Origin of the sequence: Psychrobacter sp. Ps1, assembly GCF_022129425.1 — a bacterium.
Lineage (GTDB): Bacteria > Pseudomonadota > Gammaproteobacteria > Pseudomonadales > Moraxellaceae > Psychrobacter.
Genome location: NZ_JADQAN010000020.1, coordinates 31,809 through 52,306, shown reverse-complemented (window position 1 = coordinate 52,306; position 20,498 = coordinate 31,809). Strand labels below are relative to the sequence as shown.

Below are 20,498 nucleotides of genomic sequence, written 5' to 3'. Positions count from 1 at the left end.
ATTCATAGCATTCTGTGAGCTAATATCAGCCCACAGTTACCCACTGTCTCTTTGATTATATTATATCAATTTACTTTCACATTCTCATTCTCAGCATAGCATAACGAGAAACTATTGTTTCGCTATGCGGTATGAACGGTAGCAATAGTCATTATAAGAGGTATGGTTAGGCTTGTTGTGGATCATATTGCTTTTCTTTAATGAACAAAGTAGGGATAAGACCACATAAGAAATATGCACCTGCCATAAGTAATAAACCTGCGCCGATAGAGTTATGCATGGCCATATAACCGATGGCAACAGGAGCAATCACAGAGCCAAGCCGTCCGATATTAAATGCACCACCAATCGCAGTACCTCGGATAGCAGTAGGGAAACTTTCGGTTAGATAGGTGGCATTAATGGCATAGGGGATACCATATAAGAAACCAAAGGTGATCATTAACCAACCGATATTTTCTGGAGTATGCATATACACTAGAATAGGAATAAACAATGCAGTGCCCATCGTACCAAAGGCAAATACTATCTTACGTCCGATTTTATCAGCCATGAATCCAGCCACAACTTTGGCAAACATCATTGTCAGGTATGTTCCCGCCATATACAGTGCCATTTCTTTGAACTTGATACCCAATTCAGTTTCTAGATAAGAAGGTAGCCAGTTGCTGACACCAAAATAGCCGAATAACAAAAGTCCTGAGCTCATTGACCATAGGATAAACATGATACGGTGTTTCGGATTTTCCATTATCGCTTTGTATGGGTTCTCTGCTTTTTTGAGAGTATCTAGTGCGCCGCTCAGTTTTAGTGCTCGAGCGTCTTTCCAAGACTGGGGTTCAGGGACTAAAAAGTACATTGATACTGCCAAAAGTATCGGCAAAAAAGTCAGTAGATATAGTGTACGCCAACCATAGCTAGGGATGATCCAAGCGGATACACTGGTGATAACCAATGAGCCTAAAGTAAATCCAGTCATTAATGCAGCAAGGACGGTGGTTCGATGCTTGGTAGGTACCATCTCTGACATAAGCGTATTGGTAGCGATATAAAGACTACCAAGCCCCAAGCAGGCAATAACCCGTAGCGTGACAAACTGCTCATAGCTCTGCACCAATCCACTAAAACCAGACAATATAGAGAACATGCCAGTCGCAAGAACGATGACACGTACTCGGCCAAAGCGATCGCAAGCCCAACCACCAAAAAACCCACCGATTGCCATCCCAAATAACGACCAACTGCCTAGAGCGCCAGCTTGTACATTGGTCAGTGCAAACTCTAGTTTTAGGCTGGATAAGGTAAAGGCAAGAATACCGATATCAGCCCCATCACATAGTAAAACTAAAAAACAAAAAACAAAGGCCAGTTTCCAAGGTTGTTTTTGGGTGGAGCTCATACTTGGATCTGCAGTTATAGCGACACTTTTCACAATTTATATCCTTAACGTTGTGAGAATGAAAAACTAATTTGATGCGTAGTGGTAAAAATAGAGGGGAACGGTATCAGCATCCTAGCAAATACCGCCGTGCATTCTGGTGGGTAAAAAAGTGGTAGGGATTACTCGCTGGCTTCTTTAATCATATTGCGGGCAATGATGACTTGCTGAATTTGTGTGGTACCTTCATACAAACGATATAGACGTACATCACGATAAAAACGCTCAATACCGTAGTCTGCGATATAACCGGCACCGCCATGGATTTGTACCGCTCTATCAGCAACACGGCCACACATCTCAGTGGCAAACATTTTAGCGCATGAGGATTCAGTAACGACGTCTTTGCCTTCGTCACGCAAACGTGCAGCGTCTAGTACCATGGATTTGGCAGCATAGATTTCTGCTTTTGAATCAGCGAGCATGCCTTGAATCAGCTGAAAGCTAGCAATTGGTTGACCAAATTGCTTACGCTCGACAGCATAATTGAGCGCATCATTCAGCATGCGAGTGGCGGCTCCAGTACTGGCTGCCGCAATATGCAAGCGCCCTTTATCAAGAACTTTCATGGCCGTTTTAAAGCCAACCCCCTCAACACCGCCGATGAGTGCATCCGCCGGTACGACGCAATTATCAAAGATCACATCACAGGTATGCGCGCCTTTTTGGCCCATTTTTTTGTCAATTTTGCCCAAAGTAATACCCGGCGTGTCACTCTCCACAATAAATGCTGAAATACCGCCAGAGCGTTTGTTTTGTGGATCGGTGCGTGCCATGACAGTGAATACGCCAGCCTGCGGGGCATTGGTGATATAGCGCTTGGTGCCATTGATGATATAAGTATCACCATCTTTAATAGCGGTCGTTTTCAATGAGGCAGCATCTGAGCCTGACTCCGGCTCAGTCAAACAGAACGAACCGATGATTTCACCACTGGCCAACCGAGGTAGATACTTCTGCTTTTGTGCTTCAGTGCCATCAATTACTAGGCCAGATGAGCCAATACCATTATTTGTCCCTATTAATGAGCGAAACGCAGGGGAGGTACGTCCTAACTCAAATGCCAGCGTGACTTCCTCTTCCATAGTGACACCAAGTCCGCCGTACTCTTCGGGTATGGTCAGTCCAAAAAGCCCTAATTCTCGCATTTGCTCAATGATCTCTTCTGGAAGGCGATCATTTTCTGCAACCCAATGTTCCATAGGGATAAGTTGATTGTTAACGAAGTTACGAATGGTTTGGGTGATGTGGTCGAGGGTCTCTTTATCTCTAATCATATGAATCTTCCTTGTTTGATTGATGCCTGATATCAGTATCGGCTCTGTGACTGTATTAAATAATGTGACGTCCTTGGATAAACAGCATAATCGATGAATTATTAAATTACAATAGTTTTGGTTTAAAAAACCGCATTGCGGTATTTATATAATTGAATATAGCTTTTTATTTCAAATTTATTCTAATTTATCAAACTTTTATGCTTCACAAACCAAAATAAACAGTATATATTGATATTAAATACCGCACAGCGATATTTAATATTTAAAATAAATGCTTTGTTAGGGTGTTTATACTTTATGCAAGAATGATGTTTAAGGAGTCGATCATGGAAGAGCCGCTCATTATTTGTGAGAAAAAAGGAGAGGGCGTGAGTGTCGTTAGACTTAATCGCCCCAAAGTGCGCAATGCACTAAACAGTGAGCTACGTCAACAAATGGCAGATCTGTTCATTCAACTAAACGATGACCCACAAACCAAGGCGATCGTCCTTACTGGTGGTGACAAGGTGTTTGCCGCTGGTGCGGATATAAACGATTTTTTGACTACTAGTACAGTGGATATGTACCTACGTCATAGTGAACGCTATTGGGATGCCATTACTAACTGCCAAAAACCCATTATTGCTGCCGTCAATGGTTATGCGCTGGGCGGTGGCTGTGAGCTAGCGATGCATGCTGACATCATCATCGCAGGCAAGTCTGCCAAATTTGGTCAACCCGAAATCAAGATAGGACTCATGCCAGGTGCTGGCGGAACGCAGCGTTTGTTTCGCGCGGTTGGCAAACATAAGGCCATGAAGATGGTGCTAACGGGCGATATGATCAGTGCAGATGAGGCGGACACAATGGGGCTGGTATCTGAAGTCGTTGAAGACGAGGCTACCATCACACGTGCCATCGAGATTGCTGAGCAGCTATCACATTACTCTCCCATTGCCTTAGCGCAAATCAAGGAAGTCGCAAATCTAGGCGTTGATATGCCTTTAGAAGGTGCATTGGCTCTAGAGCGCAAGGCTTTCCAGATTTTGTTCAATACTCACGACCAAAAAGAAGGTGCTAAAGCCTTCCTAGAAAAGCGTCCTGCAGAGTACAAAGGGCATTAATCCATAGCTGCGTTAATTCATAAGCATGTGAATTCATAGGCACGTTAATTCAGAGCCACATTGTGATCGCTTTTGAAGCAAGTTATCACCTTTGAACCAAAATTTCATAGCAAACTATGTAGAGAGTTATTATGACTGTGAACACAATTGCCATTATCGGCACTGGTATTATGGGCATGGGTATTGCTCAAATTGCTGCTCAAGCTGGTATCCAAGTACTCTTGTATGACGCCAAGTCAGGCGCTGCTGAACAAGGACGACAATCCTTGCAAAGTACCCTAGAAAAACTAACTGCTAAAGGCAAGTTTACCGATGAGCAGCTACAGGATACTTTAAATAATTTGACGGTACTACAAGAGCTTAGCCAAATTGCGACTGCTGAGATAGTGGTTGAAGCCATTATCGAAAATCTAGACATCAAAAAACAGCTTTTTGCCCAGTTAGAAGGTGTGGTCACCGCCGATACTATTTTGGCGACCAATACCTCTTCCTTATCAGTGACCGCCATTGCTGCTGACTGCGAGCATCCGGAGCGCGTGGCAGGATTTCACTTCTTTAATCCAGTCCCTTTAATGAAAATTGTAGAGGTCATTCCAGGTCTGTCTACTCAGCAATCAGTGATTGACGTTCTCTCCGATTTGGCCAAACGTATGGGTCACCTAGGTGTGGTAGCAAAAGACACACCGGGTTTTATCGTCAATCATGGCGGTAGAGCGTACGGTACAGAAGCGTTAAAAATATTGGGTGAAGGGGTAACAACGTTTGAGAATATTGATCAAATTTTGCGTGAAGGCGCAGGATTTCGCATGGGGCCGTTTGAGCTGTTAGACCTCACTGGTATCGATGTATCGCACCCCGTGATGGAGTCTATTTACAATCAGTTCTATCACGAAGCGCGTTATCGCCCGCATCCACTGACCCGTCAAATGCTGGTAGGTAAAAAGCTCGGTCGTAAGGTTGGTGAAGGGTTTTATCACTATGAAAACGGTCAGAAGTTGTCAGCAGCTACTGCTCTAGATCAGTCGTCCGAAGTACTCATATCTGATGCCGTTATTACCTCAGTTTGGGTTGGCGCTGATCTGGCAGAAGACCAAAATCAGCTAGTCGATTACCTAAAGTCTCAAGGTATCACTATCGACGACAACGATAAGCCAAACCTTGATAGTTTGGTGCTGCTCGCACCTTATGGCGAAGATACGACTAATGCTGCCATTCGTTATCAAGTTAATCCTAAGCAAGCCGTTGCCATTGATATGCTCACTGGACTAGCAAAGCATCGTACTTTGATGCCAAGTCTCGTCACGCAGGAGGCATTTATCGCACAAGCTTATACGTTATTTGGTAAAAGCTTGGATGACAGTGAAGCAACCACACAGCCTATGGTCGGTGCCACGCTGATTTCCGAAAGCATCGGCTTTGTGGCACAACGTGTGGTCGCTATGGTGATCAATCTTGGTTGTGACATTGCTATGCAAGGGATTGCCACGCCAGAAGACATTGATAATGCCGTCAAGCTTGGGCTAGGTTATCCGTACGGTCCTATCTCTTGGGGCGACCGTCTTGGGGCCTCGCGTGTGCTGCTTATTTTAGAGCGTATCTACGGGCTGACAGGTGACCCACGTTATCGTCCAAGCCCTTGGCTACAACGCCGTGCCAAGCTTGATGTGTCATTGTTTACTCAGCAGACCAAATACTAATATTGACGACACAGCAATATTGCCAAACCATAAAACTATTATTCAGAGTTAAAAATACGACAAGGAAACGTTATGTTAGATGCCTATATTTATGATGGGTTAAGAAGTCCTTTTGGTCGCTATGTTGGCGCATTAGCAACCGTACGTGCTGATGATTTGGTTGCTACCGTGATGAAAGCGTTGGTCGAAAAGCACCAACTATCTGCTGATATCTTTGATGAAGTGTTGCTAGGCAGTGCCAACCAAGCAGGTGAAGACTCTCGTAACATCGCGCGTAACGCGGCTTTGTTAGCAGGGTTGGATGTCAATACCCCAGGTCAGACAGTAAACCGTTTATGTGCGTCAGGTCTGTCCACTGTTGTCGATGCTGCTCGCAGTATTACGTGCAATGAAGGGGATATTATTTTAGCAGGTGGGGTCGAGTCGATGACGCGTGCACCGTTTGTATTTGCCAAGACAGAACAGCCTTTTAGCCGTGACTTCAAAGTATTTGATACGACCATTGGTAGCCGTTTCCCCAACCCAAAAATTATTGAGCAGTTCGGCAGTGATACCATGCCGCAGACGGGCGATAATGTCGCGCAGAAGTATGGTATTACGCGCGAGGAAGCCGATAAGTTTGCAGCCGCATCACAAGCCAAGTACCAAGCTGCTAAGCAAGCAGGGTTTTTTAACGATGAAATAACACCTATCACCGTACCCCAAGGTAAGAAATTGCCTGCAAAAGTAGTCATAGAGGATGAGCATCCGCGTGCCAGCTCTAATATTCAAGCACTACAAAAGCTCAAACCGTTAAACAAAGATGGAATCGTCACCGCAGGTAATGCGTCTGGTATCAATGATGGTGCTGCCGCGCTTATCATTGGCTCAAAGCAAGCAGAGGAAAAGCTAGGCTTTAAACCGATTGCCAAGATCTTATCATCAGGTGCAATGGGTGTTGAACCCAATATCATGGGTGTGGGTCCTGTTGAAGCAATTAAGCTAGCACTAAAGCGTGCTGGTTTGAGCCTCGAGGACATGTCTGTCATTGAGATCAATGAAGCTTTTGCTTCTCAAGTGCTTGGCTGCCTAAAAGGGTTGAATATTGATTTTGATGATAAGCGTGTCAATCCCAATGGTGGAGCCATCGCTGTCGGCCATCCGCTTGGCGCATCTGGTGCAAGAATCGCCTTGAGTACCGCCCGAGAGCTACAGCGCACAGGTGGCAAATATGCCGTGGTCAGCTTGTGTATTGGTATTGGGCAAGGGCTTGCCATGGTGATAGAACGCGTCTAAGACTCAAAAGCACGCTCGCCCCATTACTGGTTATAGTTGATTCAGTTTAGAAGAGACACAGGGCAACCGAGCGCAGATTTAACTGTGATACTTCAAGATAGGTTAACGCTGTCACTCTTTTATAGAGAATTGACTATATCAAGGACAATTTATTATCAAGGAAGATACCATGACAACCATACTCAACGAACACGATAATTACCATCAAGCCGAAGAAGCGTATGGGTTTCCGTTAATTATTAAACAGTTACTAAACCGCGCCAAAATCGCCTCTACCAACCAAACCATTAGCTATGCCGACAAAGTCACTTATACCTATGCTGAGTTTTTTAAACGTATTAATCGCTTGGCTAATGTATTAAAAAATATGGGCTTGCAGGCAGGTGATGTGGTCGCGGTCATGGACTGGGACAGTCATCGTTACCTTGAGGCATACTTTGCAGTACCAATGTCGGGCATGATTTTGCAAACCGTTAATGTCCGTCTGTCAGAAGAAAAAGTGCTGTACACCGTCAATCATGCTGCGCCAAAAGCCTTATTGTTGAATGCTGAATTTGCGCCGATGATTAAAGACTATCGTGACGATGCGCCTTCTATTGAGCACGTAATGTGGGCTGATGATGCAGAGAATGATAAAGCAGAGGGTGATAAAAAAGAGCTGCCAGACTATGTCGATGGCGAATATGAGGCACTATTAGCAGCTGCTAGTGACGAGTTTGTCTTCCCAGATTTTGATGAAAACACTATTGCTACAACATTCTATACCAGTGGCACGACAGGTGATCCGAAAGGAGTTTTCTTTACTCATCGTCAGATCGTACTACAGACGATGGCAAGCACACTGGCATCAGCGCTCAATGCCGAAGGTCAAGGCGCGCGCTACAACGATGTATATATGCCGATGACGCCTTTGTTTCATGTACATGCGTGGTGCTGGCCGTATGGCGCAACCATGATAGGGCTCAAGCAAGTATATCCCGGGAGATATCTGGCACCAAAACTGGTCGATTTGATTGAGCAGCACAAAGTCACGCTGTCACATGGTGTCCCAGCAATATTGCAAATGCTCCTCAAAGAAATGGCAGAGCGTGGCCGAAAATTCGAAGATCTTAAACTGTTACTAGGTGGCTCAAAGCTTAACGAAGGCTTGGCCAAAGCGGCAATCGAATGTGGCATAGAGTTTATGTCAGGGTTTGGTATGTCAGAGTCTTGCCCTGTACTGTCTCGAGCAGTATTCGATGACAAAACAGAGTCAATGACGCTAGAGGATAACCTTAACTATCGTTGTCTATCAGGTTCACCCATTATGTTAGTGTCGATGGAAATTTGGGATGAAAATGGTAAACCACAACCCATGGATGGCAAATCTACAGGCGAGCTTGTGATACGCGCGCCGTGGTTGACCCAAAGCTATTTTAAAAATCCTGATGCAGGTAATGAGTTATGGAAAGGCGGCTGGATGCATACTCAAGACATCGCCTGCATGACCGCTGATGGCACGCTAAGCATCACAGACAGGCTCAAAGATGTCATTAAATCTGGCGGCGAATGGGTGTCCTCGCTTGAGGTCGAAACCATTTTGTCTTTTCATCCGAGTGTGGCTGATATCGCGGTGATTGGTGTGCCAGATGAGCGATGGGGTGAGCGTCCCTTGGCATTGATCGTACTAAAACCAGACCATGTCGACACAAAAATGGAAGATATTTTGGCATTAGGTCATCAAGCAGTTGAGAGAGGTCATTTGCCAAAATATGGCGTCCCAAGCGAAGTGAGATTTCTATCAGACATGCCAAAAACCAGCGTTGGTAAACTCGATAAAAAACGCATGCGTTCGATGTACTCAGAAAATCTCATCTAGTCAAACAATCCGGTCACCATCAAATCGACTCTGACAAAAGTGAGAACTTGTATAAACCCTAGCTTTTGACTAAATGCTAGGAATGGGGAAGGTGTGTGAGTCACGAGTACCCTGAGTCACACTCATTATCTCTATAACAAAACCTGTCTAACAAAAAGAGAGAAACTATGGAAGCTGCGCCTACGTTCCCAGAAATACAAGAGATTGTCACAAGCGATGACAATCACCCATTGCATGACTTTACCGTTATTTATCCTCAGCAAGTGGAGTGGGGTGATATGGATACTTTTGGTCACGTTAACAACGTTGTCTATTACGAATACTCTCAAAACGCTCGTATCTACTACAACAGGCGGCTTGGTTTATTTAACGAACAGACGTCTTCGGTGATGGCAGCCTCTTCATGTCGATACCTCAAATCGGTTGCCTATCCTGATGAATTATGGATTGGCGTCAAGGTCAAAAAAATCGGTAATTCAAGTCTGATTCATGAATATACCTATTACAGTACGGTGCAGCAAACAGTCGTTGCAATCGGTGAGTCAGTGTTGGTATATCTCGATAAATTGAGTGGGCAAAAAAAGCCGATCGATGAGTCGCAAAAAGAAGCGATTGCTGCGTTAGAGAATATTGACCAAGAAGCGTAACACCCAATATATCGGTCAAATTATGGTTTGGGTTTTTAATTAGGAAGTACTTATTAAGTAGAGGTTAATTTTCATCTAAAAGGATTATTTATTTTTATGGATTAAAGAAAACGTAGTAACAATTGGGATTGATAAGGATATCAACATAAAACAGGGAATAGATGAATGATGCTTTATATAAAAAGGCTATCTGTAGGTTTTGCTACGGTTATAACATGCGTATCTGCACAAGCAATCGATCTTGTGACGACAGGCGACACGACTTTGAGTATTGGTGGTTATATCAAAGCAGAAGGTGCTTTTAACTCTCCTGATGAAGGCGAGTCGGAATTTAAGGGTAATTTACGCCAGTCTCGTATCAATGTTAAGACGACCAAGTCGGTAGATGATAGAAAACTCACGGGGTTTATCGAAGGTGATTTTTATGGCGATTACGCCAAGGGCGGCTCAAATCTGCGCTTGCGTCATGCTTATGTGCAGGTTGATGATTTGACAGTTGGTAAGACTTGGAACGGTCAGTTTTTGGCAGTGGCGCCTCTGTCTACGGAGCAGCTTGACTTCTGGGGTACTGGCTTGGGCACGGCCTCTGGTGGTGGTTCTTATATTCGTCCAGATTTGACGTTGCACTATACTTATAAGGGGCTGCGTTTTACGGCGCAAGATCCTGTTTATGATAATGCGAGCTTACCTGATATGGTAGTAAGCTATAAAGATAAGATATCTAACTTTGACTATAACGTGGCTGTCACAGCTCGTGATGCTGAGAACGGAGATGGTTCAGATGTGGGTATCGGTGTTTCTTTAGCGGGCAAGCTGACATTGGGTAAAGATTCACTCCATGCCAGTATATACAATGGTAAAGGCATGGGTGCCTATTCTGCCATCTGTGTTGGCGGGCCACTAATTATGAATGGCGGCGTAGACTGTGATGCCGAGGATGGGAAGCTTATTTCGCAAACTGGCTATAGCGTAGGATATAAGCATCAGTTTACCCAAAAGCTGCGCGGTAACTTGCGCTATGGTGAGGTAAATGTAGACGATGCGGCAGACACTTCTGCTAATGTAAAAAGCGCAAACCTTATCTATGAGTATCTACCAGATCTAGATTTGGGTATTGAGTGGAGAAATCAGGACGTAACGACATTCCCATGGATGCCAGCAGGTCAGCAAATTGAAATAATGGCAAAATATGATTTTTGAGTTGAAGTGTTGAGAGGAGTAAGCGATACGATGGGGCATCTCCATAGTTATAGTGGAGATGTATTATCTTGATTAATGATTTTTTATCAATACTTATCATGTTATTCAGGTATTAGAATATATACTAGGAACTTTTTTATAAATATAACTGACGTTGCAATTGTAAGAGTCGAAACGCCAGTTATATTAGCTTATAAAAAGATAGTGTACTATGTGTTTGCTACAGTAACAGTAATACAATTTTAAAAACAATATTACTTTTACGCTGCTGAAGTATCTAATCTTGTTGGTTGCAGTTTGCTTTCTTTACTGTCCACTGCTGCGCTCAGATTTACTAAGAAGATAGCGATGGCTGCGATAATACCTGGTATAGCGATAAATAGGAAGTTCATCTGATGGGTCAGCTCTAAGGTGAGAAGCGCACCAGTTAGGATTGGACCTACAATAGCACCAATACGCCCAATACCTGATGCCCAGCCCATGGCAGTCGTGCGTACAGCGGTAGGATAATATTGAGCCACAAAAGTATAGAGCAGAATTTGTGAGCCGATAGTGGTAGCGCCAGCAATCGCAATGAGCGTATATAGTACAATCTGAGGACTGTTGTAGCCAAGCAAAATTAATGCTACTGCCCCAGCGACAAACATAATAGTTAGTACAGGTTTTAAATGAAACTTATCGGCCAGTACGCCACCGCCAATAGCCCCAATCATCCCACCAATATTAAGTGCAAATAGAAATAACATACTAGCACCTAATGAGTAACCGGCTTGAATCATTAGCTTTGGTAACCAGCTTGCTAAAGCGTAAACCATCAGCAAACACATAAAAAATGCTACCCAAAACATAATAGTAGTGAATCCACGTCTGTTCAGAAATAACGCTTTAATTGGGGCATCATCACCTTTGGTGGGTTCGTCTAGTACTAACGTAGTAGAGGGTGTAACTTTTTCTTGAGGAGCCAATTTTTGAACGATATTTTTAGCTTCGTCTTCTCGCTTTTCTTTGACCAAATACATCAAGGATTCAGGTAGCATCTTCCAGATAATTGGCAATAGCAAAGTAGGGATGCCCGCAATATAAAACATAATTTCCCAGCCAAAATCTAGCACCAAAAAAGATCCTAATAATGCTGACGTCATACCACCAATTGCATAACCGCTGAACATAATAGCGACTAAAGTACTACGCATACGTTTCGGTGCGTATTCAGATGTTAGTGCCACGCAGATTGGCATCACGCCGCCAATACCTAGACCTGCAATGAAGCGCAAAGCCGCAAACTGCATAGGCCCGCTAGCGAAAGCACCAAAAAAAGTAAAGCTACTGAATAGAGCGACACAAATCATAATTGTTTTTTTACGACCGATTTTGTCAGATAAAGTGCCAAAAATCATGGCACCAAACATCATACCGAATAGTGCTGCGCTAGCAAGAAAACCTGCTTGTACCGAAGTCAATGACCACTCCTCCATAAGTAATGGCAGGGCCACGCCGTAAATAATGAGGTCGTAGCCGTCAAAGATAATAATCAGTAAGCACCAAAACAACACTTTCCAATGAAAAGGGGAAAATTTGGCGTCATCAATGACTTTATTGATGTTTAGGGGTTTAGATTCCATTCGTTTTTCTCCGTGGGTAATATCCTTATACGTGCTTTACAAGTTAGGGTTTTACTGGTACTAAGTCAAAAACCATCTAAGTATAAATTTATACCTAAAAGGTATGGTTTTCTATATAACATTCTATTGAAACAATGTTGACTTTTATCTTTATTAGAGTATTCGGTACTCTTATAAAGTATTAGATACGAAGAATGATGCTTGCAGTGAGTGTGTGTAAGACAACTAACGCCAAGAAGTTTCATTAATTTCTATTATGAAAATACTGAATACGCAGAAAATCATCCATATACTAAAAAAATATATAGATGATTAAAAATATAAGATAAATAGATAAAATTAGCCTAATTAATCAACGCTAATGAATGTGTTTTTTAAAAGCATTTATTGGCGTTATTGCAGGTAATATTTAATATACTCATTAAGTGCTTCAGGTTGTTCAATATTTGAGATATGCGAGGCATTGATAGTGGCGAGCTTAGCACTAGGAATATGATCGACTATATATTGACCATCGGCAACCGTTGTCACTGGATCCTCGATACCTGCAACTACTGTGACTGGTACACGAATATTTTGTAACTGCTCGCGAGTATCAGCGACAGATAGTGCATCGCAGCAGCTGGCATAACCCTCGCTACTGCCAGCTGCGAGAGCGTCAGATAGTGCTTTAACTACATCAGGATGATTATCGATAAAACTTGCTGTGAACCAACGCGGAGCGGCTGTAGCGGCAATAGGATCTAGACCTTGCTCACGTACCAAGTGCGCGCGATCTACCCATGCTGCCTCATTGCCAATCTTCGCGGCGGTATTGCATAGCATTAAATGATCAAAGCGCTCAGGATGATGAATAGCTAACCATTGACCAGTCATACCACCCATAGAAATGCCACAAAAAAATGCTTTATCTATGTTCAGATAATCAAGCAAATCAATGACGTCTTGTCCAAGCTGATCGAAACTATAAGGACCTCTTGGTGCAGAAGAATTACCATGGCCACGAGTGTCATAGCAGATGATAAAATAATCGTTTTGCAAAGCATCGATTTGTGGCTGCCACATATGATAGCTGGTACCTAAAGAGTTAGAGAATATCAGAGCAGGGTTACTGCTATCACCAAAAGTGGCATAGTTTAGCGTTATATCTTTATTGTCAAATTCAGGCATGATGAACGTCCTTGTTTGTGATTGTCATGTGAGTAAGGTATTGGTTTTTGCCTATCAATGAGTGCATCTATTTTTTGAGCTATCTATATATTCTCAACACGCTTAACTCTCAACACGCTCAATAATCATCGCGATACCTTGTCCAACTCCGATACACATTGAGCAGATAGCATAACGCTTACCTGTTTTTTCCAGTTGATTAAGGGCGGTTAAGATCAAACGTGCACCTGAGGCGCCGAGTGGATGACCAAGGGCAATCGCACCGCCGTTAGGATTGACGCGCTCGCTATCATCAGCTAACCCTAAGTCACGTGTGCAAGCTAGAGCTTGTGCAGCAAAGGCTTCGTTTAATTCAATGACATCCATCTCATCGAGAGACAGTCCGGTTTGCTTAAGCAGCTTTTTCATTGCGGGTGCTGGGGCGAAACCCATAATACGTGGCTCAATGCCTACCGTAGTTGAGGCCACAATACGTGCCCGTGGCTTTAGATTAAATTCTCTAACCGCTTGCTCTGACGCTACTAGGAAGGCTGCTGCACCATCATTAATTCCAGAGGCATTACCAGCAGTCACCGTACCATCTGCGGTGACGATAGGACGCAGTTTAGTCAACTTCTCAAGGGTGGTGTCAGCACGAGGATGCTCATCAGTATCGACGGTGACAGGCTCGCCTTTACGCTGCGGAATGACGACAGGGGTCATCTCATCTTTAAAAAATCCTGACTTTTGCGCCGCTGCGGTACGTTGTTGGCTACGTAGCGCAAATGCATCTTGGTCAGCTCGATTGACATTGAATTGCTCTGCGACATTTTCAGCGGTTTGCGGCATAGTCTCTGTGCCATATAGCTCATCAAGCTTTGGATTGATAAAGCGCCAGCCCATAGTAGTATCTTCCAGCTTTTGACTACGACCAAATGCCTGACCTGATTTGCCCATCACAAATGGCGCACGGCTCATACTCTCAACACCACCTGCGATAATTAAATTGGCTTCACCAGCTTTAATCGCACGCGCCGCTATCGCTAACGCATCCATCGACGAGCCGCACAAGCGGTTAACAGTTGTCGCAGGCACTTGATAAGGTAGGCCAGCTAGCAATGACGACATACGTCCGACGTTACGGTTGTCTTCACCGCTTTGATTAGCACAGCCGTAGATGACGTCATCTACTTGTACCCAATCGACATTAGTATTACGTTCGATTAGCGCCTTGATAGGGATAGCACCTAAATCATCCGCACGTACGGGTGCTAGACCGCCGCCGTAGCGTCCAAAAGGGGTGCGAATGGCGTCAATGATATAAGCGTTTGTTAAGTTATCCATTGTAGATATTATCCTTTTTATTATTTTACTGTAGTAGCGTCAGTCAGTGTGGCACCCGTCAAGGCCTGTAAGTCTTCGAAGCTAATGCCATCGACCATTTCGGTGACTACTAAGCCTTTATCGGTGACATTAATGACACATAAATCAGTATAAATGCGATCAACGCAGTTTTTGCCAGTCACAGGATAAGTAAGCTCGCTGACGATTTTAGGGTCGCCCGTCTTGGTGGTATGATTGGTCATGACAAAGACTTTTTTGGCACCGACGGCTAAGTCCATTGCGCCGCCAACGGCAGGTATTGCATCCTCTGCACCGGTACTCCAGTTGGCTAAGTCGCCATTGGCTGCCACTTGAAACGCGCCCAATACGCAAATGTCGATATGACCACCACGCATCATCGCAAAAGAGTCGCCATGATGGAAGAAGCTACCGCCATCGAGCATGGTGACGTATTCTTTGCCGGCATTAATCAGCTCGGGATCCTCTTCACCTTTAGCAGGTGGTGGTCCAAAAGCTAGTAAGCCATTTTCTGAATGTAAAAATACATCTTTATCATCCGGTAGGTATTGGGCAATTTTGGTCGGTAGTCCGATGCCTAAATTGACATAAGCACCATCTGGAATATCTTGTGCAGCGCGCTCGGCAATTTGATCGCGGGTCAAAACGGTGTAGGAAGTATGGCTCATGATGACGATCCTTATAATTGGCAGTATTAAGCGGTGGCTGTCGTTGCTGTGCTAGCATATTCATCACTAGCAGGTTCAGTACTAGTAGGCTGGATTTGCACCACATGCTGCACAAAGATACCCGATGTAATAACATACTCAGGATCAAGTTCACCAAGATCCACCGTTTCAGAGACTTGGGCGATAGTTACTTCAGCTGCCATTGCCATGATTGGACCAAAGTTGCGTGCAGACTTGCGGTACACCAAGTTGCCCCAGCGATCGCCTTTATTGGCTTTAATTAAGGCAAAATCAGCCTTTATCGGATATTCAAGAACATAGTCTTTACCATCGATATGACGAGTCTCTTTACCTTCTGCGAGTAAAGTGCCAAAGCCTGTTGGCGTATATACTGCGCCGAGTCCCATACCTGCTGCTTGAATACGACAAGCCAAATTACCTTGTGGTACGAGCTCCAGTTCAATCTTGCCAGCATGATAAAGCTCATCGAATACCCATGAGTCTGACTGACGAGGAAAAGAGCAAATAATTTTGCGTACCGCGCCCGTTTTTAATAATCTGGCAAGACCATGATCACCGTTTCCAGCATTATTATTAATAATGACAAGGTCTTTAACACCTAAATTGATAAGGCCATCAATGAGTTCAGCTGGCTGCCCTGCGGTTCCAAAACCACCAATCATAATAGTGGCGCCATCTTTAATTTGATTAAGTACATCCGTGATATTTTTTTCAGCTTTATTAATCATGCTTATGTCCTATACAAAAAGAATATTAGGTATTGCGAGACTTAAGTTTTATGCATCTTCGAGACTGTCTTGTCATTTGGGCTGTTCTATTGATAAAAATGACGTATGTTTTTGCTTATGAAAACAAAGGTAATAATCGTTTTTTGCTTAAAACATAGTAAGCGACCATGCCGATAAGAATGCCCCAAAAAACAGAGCTTAGTCCCAGAAAACTCATACCAGATGCTGTTGCCAAAAAAGTGATAAGCGCTGCGTCTCTTTGAGAGTCATCTTTCATTGCTATAGTAATGTTGGTAGAAATAGCACCGATAAGTGCAAGACCTGCTAACGCTGCGACTAGCTCTTTGGGCAGCAAGCTAAATACCATCACGATGCTACCGGCAAGTAGGCCCCCTAATAGATAAAAAATACCGTTTGCCACACCTGCTATGTAGCGTTTCTCTTTTAATTCATGAGCATCTTTGCCAGTGCAAAGTGCTGCAGTGATTGCTGCTAGGACAATCGTAATACCCCCTACACAGGCGACTGCTAACGAAGCGAGGCTTGTAATACTGAGGATAGGCTTGGCTGGTGTGTCGTAACCATTCAGATTAAGAATCGCCATGCCAGGTAAAAACTGTCCAGTTAAGCTGACAAGAATGAGTGGAATCGCAAGGTTGAATACGGCATTCCACGTCCACTCAGGCCATATCACAGTAGGTATGGTAATGGCCAAATCTATATCGACAGGGTTCATTTTGCCAAGTAAGACGCTTAAGATAACACCGCATAGCAGTACCCAAATCATCGTATAGCGCGGCGAAAAGCGTTTGGCTAATAAATAGCAACCGAGCATGCTAAAGACGATAAATGGCATGCTATCAGTGGCTTTAAATAATTCTAAGCCGAACTGAAATAGGATGCCTGCCATCATGCCAGCGGCAATACCGTTAGGAATCCATTTTAATATTTTGTCGAAGTAACCTGTCGCTCCAATAATAAATATGACAATCGCTGAGATGATATAACCGGCAACAGCTTCATTAATACTCATCTGTGGAAATAGGGTAACCAGTAAAGCGGTACCAGGTGCGGACCATGCTGTAATAACCGGTGTTTTATATTTAATAGATAAATAAATACCAGGAATGGCAGCACCAATGGAGACACCCCAAATCCAAGACGCCATCATGGCATCCGATACTTGTGCGGCTTGTGCGGCCTGAAAAAAAATAATCAAAGGACCTGCATAGGAAATAAGAACCGCTAAGAACCCTGCAACCGATGCAGAGAGCGACCAGTCGTTTTTTAAGGTTTGGATTACAGAGGCCATATTGCTTCCTTGCAAATTAGCATTCGTTACGGGGTTGCAAATTAAGATGCATGCTACTGATTGACAGATTTATTATTAGCCTTCGTCGCCACCGCCCACAGGAATGGTACTACCAGTAATATAAGAAGACTCATCGGATGCTAAAAACAAGATGGCATTGACTTGCTCATCAATCGTGCCGTAGCGTTTCATAAAGGTGCGATCAATGGTCTGATCAACCACCGCATTCATCCATGATTTTTCATCATCAGTTAATGGTTTGGCGTTACGTGGAATCTTTCTGGGCGGCGCTTCAGTACCGCCAGTTGCCACGGCATTCACACGGATGCCATCGTTTGCATACTCAAAAGCGAGCGATGCGGTCATGGCGTTCACGCCGCCTTTCGCTGTCGAGTAGGGTATGCGGTTGATACCACGAGTAGCGATAGAGGACACATTAACAATAGTGCCTGACTGCTGTTTGACCATGGTTGGTAATACCGCATGACAACACCATAATGTTGGAAATAATGAGCGACTGATTTCCTTTTGGATTTCTGCTTCAGAGAAGCTGGTAAAAGGTTTCATCCATATTGCGCCGCCGACATTGTTGACCAATATATCGATACGCCCATAGCTATCAAGTGCCTTATCAATAGCCTCTTTAGCACCTTGATGGGTTTCAAGGTCAGCTTGAATGGTAACGGCTTCTCCGCCATCAGCAATGATTTCAGCCAGCACCTCTTCTACTAATGGAGAAAAGTCTGCCATGACGATTTTTCCGCCCTCACTTGCTAAGCGTAATGCGACTCCGCGTCCGATGCCTTGAGCGGCACCGGTGACGATACATACTTTATTATCAAATCTTTTACTCATTGCTACCTCCTAAAGAACTAAAATCAGTTTATAAGATCATGCATCAAAGTCACCTTGAATGGCTGTCAGCTTTAAATTTTTATATCTACTTCTTTTGTTAAAATATGTTCACGCTTTATATTCTTTCCTTCGTAGAACATTTCTTCGTTTTCAGGTGAAATGCCATGTCGTTTTTGCCAAGCGGCTAACCAAGCAACGAAGAAAGGCAAAATAAAGGCAGTAGTAACTACTGCAGCCGCAATTTGTGCAGTTGCGGCCCCCTGTACAGCAAGATAGCTTGGATCTAGGGCAGCAACCATAGCAGGGGTTGCAATAGCATTCCCTGCTACACTGGCTTCAGAAGCTGCAGCAACTAGGTTTCTACATGATCTAGGATGTCGTCGAGCCCTGTGCCAAAAATACAGAGCAATCAGTGCAGTGCCCCCAGAAAGTATGGCAGTTGCAGCTCCTAATAGAATGCCAATGGAGCCTTGTCCTAGTAATACTTCTAGATTAATTCCGGCTCCAATAGCAAATGCGGCGAAAGGAATGATTAATTTTTCACCTGGCTCTAAAAATTTTCTAGCAATAGTGCTGCTATTTCCAAGAATAAATCCGAATATCATTGGGAAAATTGCAGCAAAAAGAGCTAGTAAAGGAAATGCTGCAAGTCCTGCTACACCAAGTGCAACTAAAGTAAGAAAAGGTCCGTCATTAATAGAAAGTATTGAAATTGCACCCTTGTCTGTTTGGTTTCCAAACTGACTTGTGAGAGCTACATAAAGCGATCCGTTTGAGTTAGACATTGCAGCAATAATAGCTATAGGTAACAGTCCAAAAAGCACACCTTCTGGAGTGAAAAAGGCAACAGAAAGCCCAAAAATGACAGCAATACCAAATTTTGAGATTAGCAATACAAGGCCTTTCTCTACAGATGGTAAGGCAGTTTTAAAACTAATTTGAGAGCCCACAGCTAGGAAAAATAGTCCGATTAAGACTGCAAGCCCGTTTTTAAAAAGAGCTGTAGTGAAACTACCAATATCTAATATTTGCGGTGCAAAAGTATTGAACATTACTCCAAGAAATAGAGGCACAATCATTAATGCACCTGGTATTTTTAGAAGCTTGAGCAAAAGCCTGTCTAGGCCTGTATAACTATCAATGTTTTCCATCTTCACGTTGTCCTTTATGACGTGATTCCTATGTAAATTCTTAAACCTTTCTTATAGTCTGTAATCATTACATTTATGGTATAAACCTACTTTTCACTAGGCGTGAATTTTTCATAGTAAAAATTACTCGGTTTTAGATTGCTGCTATCTAACCAGTTACTCACCGCATCCACCATCCCTAACGGACCACACAAGTACACATCGACGTCACCATCGTTCAGCCACTCATTATCAACATGACCGGTAACATAACCTTTACGCTCATGACTACTGTCTTCTGTGGCGACACAGGTGCGGTAGTCAAACCAAGGGTGGTTTTGTTTTACTTCTTCTAGTTTCTCAACTTCTATAAGATCAAAATCGTTGGTGACGCCGTAGACCATCCTGACAGGATGATGAGCACCAGACACTTCTAAACTTTTTAGCATCGATAAAAAAGGCGCGATACCGGTACCGCCTGCTAGAAATAGGGTCGGGCGGATTAGAGGGCGCAGGTAAAAGCTACCAAATGGACCCTCAAAATTAATCTCTTGGCCTATAGTTGCAGTATCAGATAAAAAGGTGCTCATTTTGCCGTTAGGAATATTGCGGACGACAAATTCAGCCTGATTGACACTAGGTATAGAGCTAAATGAATAGGAGCGTGTCTCGTTAGAATCAGGAATACTGACATTGACATACTGGCCTGGCAAAAATACTAGCGCATCTGGATTATCGACTTCGACACCAAAGTGAATGGTAGACTCAGACAGTACATTCAGCTGCTGTAGTTTGCCTTTGAATACAGACTTGCCAACTTTGCAAGCTTCAGAGGAGGTTGGTACTTTGATCACGCAGTCGCTTTCAGGAATCATCTGACAGGTGAGTACATAACCTTCTTCAGCTTCAGCTTCTGTGAGTGCATCTTCGATATACATATCAGGGTGCATGTCATAGCTGCCAGATTCACAATGGCAACGGCAAGTACCGCAAGCACCATCTAGGCAGTCCACAGGGATATTAAATTTTTGACGATACGCTGCTTCGGCAACTGTTTCGTCGGCTTCACATTTGATGAAGCCCGTGACGCCATCTTCGAACTGTAGAGCAATGTTATATTCCATGAGAAATATCCCTTTTCAACACGTGGTAA

The 20,498-nt window shown here is 43.7% G+C and carries 17 protein-coding genes; 6 read left to right on the top strand and 11 right to left on the bottom strand.

The features are described 5' to 3' along the window. Nucleotides 1–166 precede the first annotated feature (166 nt). Nucleotides 167–1,399, bottom strand: coding sequence for an MFS transporter (locus tag I3249_RS10615; RefSeq protein ID WP_220455972.1), 1,233 nt, complete (start codon nt 1,397–1,399; stop codon nt 167–169). Nucleotides 1,400–1,560: 161 nt separating this feature from the next. Further along, a complete protein-coding gene (locus I3249_RS10610; RefSeq protein WP_238069931.1) occupies nt 1,561–2,715 on the bottom strand; it encodes an acyl-CoA dehydrogenase family protein in 1,155 nt (384 codons plus the stop codon). Nucleotides 2,716–3,044: 329 nt separating this feature from the next. Between I3249_RS10610 and I3249_RS10605 the strand changes: the two genes are divergently transcribed. The 6 genes from I3249_RS10605 to I3249_RS10580 all read left to right on the top strand — a co-directional run bounded on the left by I3249_RS10605 (nt 3,045) and on the right by I3249_RS10580 (nt 10,498). Then, a complete protein-coding gene (locus I3249_RS10605) occupies nt 3,045–3,821 on the top strand; it encodes an enoyl-CoA hydratase (protein ID WP_238069930.1) in 777 nt (258 codons plus the stop codon). A gap of 131 nt (nt 3,822–3,952) precedes the next feature. Continuing rightward, nucleotides 3,953–5,518 carry a 3-hydroxyacyl-CoA dehydrogenase gene (locus I3249_RS10600; protein WP_238069929.1) on the top strand — a complete coding sequence of 522 codons (1,566 nt, stop codon included), beginning with the start codon at nt 3,953–3,955 and terminating at the stop codon, nt 5,516–5,518. A gap of 72 nt (nt 5,519–5,590) precedes the next feature. Continuing rightward, complete coding sequence (locus I3249_RS10595; RefSeq protein ID WP_238069928.1) at nt 5,591–6,793, top strand: 3-oxoadipyl-CoA thiolase; 1,203 nt, start codon at nt 5,591–5,593, stop codon at nt 6,791–6,793. A gap of 169 nt (nt 6,794–6,962) precedes the next feature. Further along, complete coding sequence (locus I3249_RS10590; RefSeq protein WP_238069927.1) at nt 6,963–8,651, top strand: fatty acid--CoA ligase; 1,689 nt, start codon at nt 6,963–6,965, stop codon at nt 8,649–8,651. A 167-nt stretch (nt 8,652–8,818) separates the two neighbouring features. Further along, the gene (locus I3249_RS10585; RefSeq protein WP_179799443.1) at nt 8,819–9,298 is read left to right on the top strand and encodes a thioesterase family protein; all 480 of its coding nucleotides are present in this window, start codon (nt 8,819–8,821) and stop codon (nt 9,296–9,298) included. 165 nt (nt 9,299–9,463) lie between these two features. Then, nucleotides 9,464–10,498 carry a hypothetical protein gene (locus I3249_RS10580; RefSeq protein ID WP_238069926.1) on the top strand — a complete coding sequence of 345 codons (1,035 nt, stop codon included), beginning with the start codon at nt 9,464–9,466 and terminating at the stop codon, nt 10,496–10,498. 260 nt (nt 10,499–10,758) lie between these two features. Here the strand turns inward: I3249_RS10580 and I3249_RS10575 are convergent, their stop codons facing one another. The 9 genes from I3249_RS10575 to benC all read right to left on the bottom strand — a co-directional run bounded on the left by I3249_RS10575 (nt 10,759) and on the right by benC (nt 20,469). Further along, a complete protein-coding gene (locus I3249_RS10575; RefSeq protein WP_238069925.1) occupies nt 10,759–12,120 on the bottom strand; it encodes an MFS transporter in 1,362 nt (453 codons plus the stop codon). 393 nt (nt 12,121–12,513) lie between these two features. After that, nucleotides 12,514–13,290: a 3-oxoadipate enol-lactonase gene (pcaD, locus tag I3249_RS10570; RefSeq protein WP_101204508.1), complete on the bottom strand. Its 777-nt coding sequence runs from the start codon at nt 13,288–13,290 to the stop codon at nt 12,514–12,516. A 102-nt stretch (nt 13,291–13,392) separates the two neighbouring features. After that, nucleotides 13,393–14,613 carry a 3-oxoadipyl-CoA thiolase gene (pcaF, locus tag I3249_RS10565; protein WP_238069924.1) on the bottom strand — a complete coding sequence of 407 codons (1,221 nt, stop codon included), beginning with the start codon at nt 14,611–14,613 and terminating at the stop codon, nt 13,393–13,395. Between the two features lie 20 nt (nt 14,614–14,633). Continuing rightward, nucleotides 14,634–15,299, bottom strand: a complete 666-nt coding sequence (locus I3249_RS10560; protein WP_101204510.1) for a 3-oxoacid CoA-transferase subunit B — start codon at nt 15,297–15,299, stop codon at nt 14,634–14,636. A 26-nt stretch (nt 15,300–15,325) separates the two neighbouring features. Next, nucleotides 15,326–16,048 (bottom strand): 3-oxoacid CoA-transferase subunit A, encoded by a 723-nt coding sequence (locus I3249_RS10555; RefSeq protein WP_238069923.1) that lies wholly within the window; start codon nt 16,046–16,048, stop codon nt 15,326–15,328. A gap of 115 nt (nt 16,049–16,163) precedes the next feature. After that, nucleotides 16,164–17,360 carry a benzoate/H(+) symporter BenE gene (gene benE, locus I3249_RS10550; protein WP_238069922.1) on the bottom strand — a complete coding sequence of 399 codons (1,197 nt, stop codon included), beginning with the start codon at nt 17,358–17,360 and terminating at the stop codon, nt 16,164–16,166. 75 nt (nt 17,361–17,435) lie between these two features. Continuing rightward, entirely contained in the window at nt 17,436–18,215 is a 780-nt protein-coding gene (locus I3249_RS10545) for a 1,6-dihydroxycyclohexa-2,4-diene-1-carboxylate dehydrogenase (protein ID WP_201571628.1), read from the bottom strand. Nucleotides 18,216–18,286: 71 nt separating this feature from the next. After that, the gene (locus tag I3249_RS10540) at nt 18,287–19,366 is read right to left on the bottom strand and encodes a 2-keto-3-deoxygluconate permease (RefSeq protein WP_238069921.1); all 1,080 of its coding nucleotides are present in this window, start codon (nt 19,364–19,366) and stop codon (nt 18,287–18,289) included. 86 nt (nt 19,367–19,452) lie between these two features. Further along, on the bottom strand, nt 19,453–20,469 hold the full coding sequence (gene benC, locus I3249_RS10535; protein WP_238069920.1) for a benzoate 1,2-dioxygenase electron transfer component BenC: 1,017 nt from the start codon (nt 20,467–20,469) through the stop codon (nt 19,453–19,455). Nucleotides 20,470–20,498: the final 29 nt, after the last annotated feature.

Excerpts from the sequence above, each read along its gene's own strand:
- I3249_RS10600 (WP_238069929.1), top strand. The coding sequence starts at position 3,953 with ATGACTGTGAACACAATTGCCATTATCGGCACTGGTATTATGGGCATG.
- I3249_RS10540 (WP_238069921.1), bottom strand. The coding sequence starts at position 19,366 with ATGGAAAACATTGATAGTTATACAGGCCTAGACAGGCTTTTGCTCAAG.
- I3249_RS10545 (WP_201571628.1), bottom strand. The coding sequence starts at position 18,215 with ATGAGTAAAAGATTTGATAATAAAGTATGTATCGTCACCGGTGCCGCT.
- I3249_RS10580 (WP_238069926.1), top strand. The coding sequence starts at position 9,464 with ATGATGCTTTATATAAAAAGGCTATCTGTAGGTTTTGCTACGGTTATA.
- benC (WP_238069920.1), bottom strand. The coding sequence starts at position 20,469 with ATGGAATATAACATTGCTCTACAGTTCGAAGATGGCGTCACGGGCTTC.
- pcaF (WP_238069924.1), bottom strand. The coding sequence starts at position 14,613 with ATGGATAACTTAACAAACGCTTATATCATTGACGCCATTCGCACCCCT.
- I3249_RS10610 (WP_238069931.1), bottom strand. The coding sequence starts at position 2,715 with ATGATTAGAGATAAAGAGACCCTCGACCACATCACCCAAACCATTCGT.
- benE (WP_238069922.1), bottom strand. The coding sequence starts at position 17,360 with ATGGCCTCTGTAATCCAAACCTTAAAAAACGACTGGTCGCTCTCTGCA.
- I3249_RS10615 (WP_220455972.1), bottom strand. The coding sequence starts at position 1,399 with ATGAGCTCCACCCAAAAACAACCTTGGAAACTGGCCTTTGTTTTTTGT.
- I3249_RS10575 (WP_238069925.1), bottom strand. The coding sequence starts at position 12,120 with ATGGAATCTAAACCCCTAAACATCAATAAAGTCATTGATGACGCCAAA.
- I3249_RS10560 (WP_101204510.1), bottom strand. The coding sequence starts at position 15,299 with ATGAGCCATACTTCCTACACCGTTTTGACCCGCGATCAAATTGCCGAG.
- pcaD (WP_101204508.1), bottom strand. The coding sequence starts at position 13,290 with ATGCCTGAATTTGACAATAAAGATATAACGCTAAACTATGCCACTTTT.
- I3249_RS10590 (WP_238069927.1), top strand. The coding sequence starts at position 6,963 with ATGACAACCATACTCAACGAACACGATAATTACCATCAAGCCGAAGAA.
- I3249_RS10595 (WP_238069928.1), top strand. The coding sequence starts at position 5,591 with ATGTTAGATGCCTATATTTATGATGGGTTAAGAAGTCCTTTTGGTCGC.
- I3249_RS10605 (WP_238069930.1), top strand. The coding sequence starts at position 3,045 with ATGGAAGAGCCGCTCATTATTTGTGAGAAAAAAGGAGAGGGCGTGAGT.
- I3249_RS10555 (WP_238069923.1), bottom strand. The coding sequence starts at position 16,048 with ATGATTAATAAAGCTGAAAAAAATATCACGGATGTACTTAATCAAATT.
- I3249_RS10585 (WP_179799443.1), top strand. The coding sequence starts at position 8,819 with ATGGAAGCTGCGCCTACGTTCCCAGAAATACAAGAGATTGTCACAAGC.